Origin of the sequence: Pantoea sp. Pa-EAmG, from assembly GCF_030024295.1 — a bacterium.
In the GTDB taxonomy this organism is placed as follows: Bacteria; Pseudomonadota; Gammaproteobacteria; order Enterobacterales; family Enterobacteriaceae; genus Pantoea; species Pantoea dispersa.
Genome location: NZ_JASEWO010000251.1, coordinates 1 through 4,841 on the forward strand (window position 1 = coordinate 1; position 4,841 = coordinate 4,841).

At 57.4% G+C, this 4,841-nt stretch carries 5 protein-coding genes; 4 read left to right on the forward strand and 1 reads right to left on the reverse strand.

Annotated features, from left to right (window positions below; translation table 11 throughout):
- The first annotated feature begins 433 nt into the window (after nucleotides 1-433).
- Genes QMM04_RS20915 through QMM04_RS20925 form a run of 3 tightly spaced genes read left to right on the forward strand, consistent with a single transcriptional unit; the run spans nucleotide 434 to nucleotide 2,679 of the window.
- Nucleotides 434-1,102 carry a nucleoside recognition domain-containing protein gene (locus QMM04_RS20915; RefSeq protein WP_021507665.1) on the forward strand — a complete coding sequence of 223 codons (669 nt, stop codon included), beginning with the start codon at nucleotides 434-436 and terminating at the stop codon, nucleotides 1,100-1,102.
- Nucleotides 1,092-1,565, forward strand: coding sequence for a YjiG family protein (locus QMM04_RS20920; protein ID WP_021507664.1), 474 nt, complete (start codon nucleotides 1,092-1,094; stop codon nucleotides 1,563-1,565). Before QMM04_RS20915 ends, QMM04_RS20920 begins: the two co-directional genes overlap by 11 nt.
- A gap of 10 nt (nucleotides 1,566-1,575) precedes the next feature.
- A complete protein-coding gene (locus QMM04_RS20925) occupies nucleotides 1,576-2,679 on the forward strand; it encodes a M20 peptidase aminoacylase family protein (protein WP_058759555.1) in 1,104 nt (367 codons plus the stop codon).
- 6 nt (nucleotides 2,680-2,685) lie between these two features.
- Here the strand turns inward: QMM04_RS20925 and QMM04_RS20930 are convergent, their stop codons facing one another.
- Complete coding sequence (locus QMM04_RS20930; protein ID WP_282996923.1) at nucleotides 2,686-3,300, reverse strand: hypothetical protein; 615 nt, start codon at nucleotides 3,298-3,300, stop codon at nucleotides 2,686-2,688.
- Between the two features lie 315 nt (nucleotides 3,301-3,615).
- On the opposite strand from QMM04_RS20930, the gene prfC reads away from it, so the two are divergent.
- Nucleotides 3,616-4,841: peptide chain release factor 3 (gene prfC / locus QMM04_RS20935; RefSeq protein ID WP_282996924.1), on the forward strand; the 1,226-nt coding region annotated here is incomplete at its 3' end.

Consider the following 4,841-nt stretch of genomic DNA (forward strand, 5'->3'; position numbering starts at 1 on the left):
GGTGAAGTACGGTGAATTATGCATCAATCTATACTTTTTTGTGAAGGTTTTTTCGTAAAAAAGTTGAATTTATCTTATTGATTATAAATGGAATTATTCCGCTAGTTGAATGCGAAGAATTCTCAACTTTGACTAATTTTCATTCACAGTCCGCAGCACTGTTTTAGTGCAGCTGCGTTGCCTGCTGGCGGTGCAGCGTACAACTGCACCGATCACTTCTTCGCCAGTCAACCCGCCGATAAAATAAGCACTGGCGCGACCAGCAATAAAGCTGGCACGGCGATATAAACGCTTATTCCGGCTGCTGCTTGTTACTGAACAAAATTAGCCATAGCGAAATTAAAGAAAGTGCGCGTTGGCATAAATCCTGCTTGGTAAATAGTTCCGTATATTGCAACCACGTCTGGCAGAAATAGGGCCAGCAGGAGAAAAGATGTCTGAAGAAAAAATCATGGCCGCGCCACAAACGGTCACGGCAAGCGCCGGAAATTATCTCGCGCTGATACTGGCAATACTGTTTTTTTCCGGTTTGCTTTATAAGGTCGAAGGCTTTAGCTGGCTGGGCGCGTTTGATTTCACCACGCTGGGCGGCAGCTTTGGCACCATCAAAGAATCAGGTTCCACCTTTCTCGGCGCCGGCGGCATCAGCGCTAAAGCCGGCTTCCTGTTCGCGCTGTCGCTGGCACCCACTGTGATGCTGGCGCTGGGCGTGCTGGAGATTTTCACCCACTACGGCGCGATTCGTGCCGCCCACACGCTGCTGACGCCACTGCTGAAACCGCTGATGGGGTTGCCGGGACGCTGCGGCCTGGCGCTGATTACCGATCTGCAAAGTACCGATGCCGGCGCGGCGCTCACCAAAGAGATGGCGGATCAGCAGCAAATTGGTAAAAAAGAGCTGGTGGTGATGAGCGCCTGGCAATATTCCGGTGCCGGACTGATCAATAATTATTTTGCCATTGGCTCGGCGCTATTTGCGTCCATGAGTGCACCAATCATTATTCCGCTGCTGCTGATGTTTGTGCTGAAATTCGTCGGTGCGGCATTTGTCCGTTTTGTGTTAAACAGTGTTTATAAGAAGGATTTTGCTGATGTCAAATAACGTACAGACGCGGGTCAATAATAATCCGTTTGATATTTTTATTGTCGGCGCGCGTAAAGGCTTCCATATTGCTATTCACAATCTGATGCCCAATGTGGTGATGGCCTACGTACTGGCGGAAGTGCTGAATCTGCTCGGCATCATGCAGTTTCTTGGCCACGCGTTTGCGCCGCTGATGGGGATTTTCGGTTTGCCCGGCGAGGCGATCACCGTGCTGCTGACCGCATGGCTGTCATCCTCGGCCAGCGTCGGGGTGGCGGTGAGCCTGATGGCGAAAGGCCTGCTGAGCGGTACCGACATCACCATCCTCGCGCCGGCGATTTTTCTTATGGGGTCACAGTTGCAGTACATGGGCCGCCTGCTGGGCGTTGCTGATGTGCCGAAAAAATACTGGCCGCTGCTGATGCTCACCAGCATTATCAATGCGGTTATCGCTATGTTCGTGATGCGTTTTTTTGTTTAGGAGCGAAACGGTGTCCAGAGTTCTCGATCACTACCATTTTCTGCATGAAATCCCCGAGCTGGGGTTTCAGGAAGTTAAAACCTCGGCCTACATCGCCGGCCAGCTGGAACAGGCTGGCATTAAGGTCACGCGCGGCATCAACCAGACCACCGGTATCGTGGCGGAGATCGACAGCGGCGTGCCGGGCCCGGTGCTGGCATTGCGCGCCGACATGGATGCGCTCGGGCACGTGATCGACGGCGTTGCCTGCGCCCGCCATACCTGCGGCCATGACGGCCACTCGTCGGTGGTGCTGACCGCCGCGCAGGAGCTGCTGCAGGAAGGCGCTATTAAAAAAGGGCGGCTGAAGCTGCTGTTCCAGCCGGCTGAAGAGCTGGGGGCCGGCGCGCTGGCGATGATTGAGGGCGGCGCGCTGGATGACGTGGAGATGATCCTCGGCTTCCATTTGCGCCCGCTGGAGGAGTGCCAGGTCGGGCAGGCGACGCCTGCGGTGATCTATTCAGCGTGCAGCACGCTGGAGGCCACCATTAAAGGTGTTCCGGCCCATGCCGCGCGACCGCATCTCGGCGTCAACGCGCTTGATGCGGCAGTCCAGGCGGTGCAGGCGGTGAACAGCATTCATCTGGCACCGGGCCTCACCTGGAGCGTAAAAGCGACGCGCTTCCTGTGCGACGCCGGCGTGACCAACTCGGTGCCGGACGAGGCGCGCGTGGTGTGGGATCTGCGTTCGCAGGAGAACGCGCCGATGGAACTGCTTAAAGAGAAAGTCAGCCAGGCGATTCAGCACAGCGTGGCCGCGCTGGGCGCAACCGCTGAAGTGGTGGTGCTGAAAGAGATGCCGGCGGCGGAAATTGATGCCGATGCCACCGCGCTGCTGAGCGCCGCGATTGTCGATGTGCTCGGCGAGCAGGGATTACTGGCGGCGAAAACCACGCCGGGCAGCGAGGATTTCTTCTACTATCCGGTGAAAAATCCGCAGGTGAAAGCCGGTTTCTGGGGGCTGGGAACCAATCTGGTGCCGGGACTGCACCATCCGCAGATGCGCTTTGAGCTGAGTTCGCTGGAGATCGGTGTGAAAATCTTCAAGGCGGCAGTGGTGCGCATGCTGGGGTAACGCGCCTCAGCGCGCGCCCACGCCCACGGTCTGATTCCACACCATCTCATCGAGCAAAATCGAGCTGTGCTGGCTGGTCTCAATCACCAGTGAGACCGGCTTCATGCCAGCGAAGCAGAATACTTCGTGGCGCTTTTTGCTGGCGTTCAGGCGACGAAACGCCACGATGCGTCCGGCACGGTTGTAGAAGCGCACTTCGCTAAAGTAGGTGTTGAGACCGATGTAGCTCAGCACCAAATCGTGTAGCGGCGGCAGATCAAACTTCACCAGCGTCTGCCGCTCAATCACCAGCGCGCACTTGTCGCTGTCGGCGTGATACGGTGCTAACGACACCGCGCCCCGGCGGGCAGTGACCGACAGCGCGGCGTCCAGCATGTACGGATACTCCGGGACAAAATGCTGACCGGCAGAAAAACCGGGACGCGGCGTGAGCAGATAATGCAGGTGCGCCGGCAGGCTGCTGCGGGAAAAATCAGCGCGGCCGGTGGCAGGCAGCACTGGGTTATCCGGCGCGTTGATCAGCAGCATCTCGCCGGGTTTGCGGTACATCTGCGCGGACGACGACAGGGCGGCGTTTCGGTGCGACGGGCTGTAGGTATGTGGGTTAAGCTGTAGAGTCATTTTGCTGTCCTTGCCGGGGTGACGGTTCCGGACAGGCATTCTCAGCCAGACATCGCTTAGTGTTTACAAGACATGTCCTGAACTGCGCGAGCATCGTCTCATCCTGCCGCAGATTCCCCCGCCTGCTGAAATATTGTATGCTATGCCGCCTCAATGCTGATGGGATAACCGGACTGCCGCCAATGTAGATCGCACACACCCTGCTGTGACCCGACGCGCATGCGTCGCCATTGGCACCGTTATCCGCCGGACTGGCTCCGGAATGATTTATTCGCAGCGCGCCGCCCGCGCGTTGCCCTGAAGAAGAATTCACTCATGTCTATTGCTCCCTTTTTAGAAGAAGTGGCGCGCCGTCGTACCTTTGCGATCATCTCGCACCCGGACGCCGGTAAAACCACAATCACCGAAAAAGTCCTGCTGTTCGGACAGGCGATCCAGACCGCCGGTACCGTTAAAGGTCGCGGCTCCAGCCAGCATGCCAAATCAGACTGGATGGAGATGGAGAAGCAGCGCGGTATCTCCATCACCACCTCGGTGATGCAGTTCCCGTATCGCGACAGCCTGGTTAACCTGCTGGATACCCCCGGGCACGAAGACTTCTCGGAAGATACCTACCGTACGCTGACGGCGGTGGATTGCTGCCTGATGGTGATCGACGCCGCGAAAGGGGTTGAGGATCGTACCCGCAAGCTGATGGAAGTGACCCGTCTGCGCGACACGCCGATCATCACCTTTATGAACAAACTGGACCGCGACATTCGCGATCCGATGGAACTGCTGGATGAGGTTGAGAGCGAGCTGAAAATCGCCTGTGCGCCGATCACCTGGCCGATTGGCTGCGGCAAGCTGTTCAAAGGCGTGTATCACCTCTACAACGACGAAACTTACCTGTATCAGAGCGGCAAAGGCCACACGATTCAGGAAGTGCGCGTGGTAAAAGGGCTGGCGAACCCGGAACTGGACGCGGCCGTCGGCGAAGAGCTGGCGCAGCAGCTGCGCGACGAGCTGGAGCTGGTGCAGGGCGCATCGCACGAGTTCGACAAAGAGCTGTTCCTGAGCGGCGAAATTACGCCGGTGTTCTTTGGTACCGCGCTGGGCAACTTTGGTGTCGATCACATGCTGGATGGTCTGGTTGCCTGGGCGCCGGCGCCAATGCCGCGCCAGACCGATACCCGCAAAGTCGAAGCCAAAGAGGAGAAGTTCAGCGGCTTCGTGTTTAAGATTCAGGCCAACATGGACCCGAAACACCGTGACCGCGTGGCCTTTATGCGCGTGGTGTCCGGCAAATATGAGAAGGGCATGAAGCTGCGTCAGGTGCGTACCGGTAAAGATGTGGTGATCTCCGACGCGCTGACCTTCATGGCGGGCGACCGTTCGCACGTTGAAGAAGCTTATCCGGGCGATATCATCGGCCTGCATAACCACGGCACTATCCAGATTGGCGACACCTTCACCCAGGGCGAAACCATGAAGTTCACCGGTATTCCGAACTTCGCCCCGGAACTGTTCCGTCGCATTCGCCTGCGCGATCCGCTGAAGCA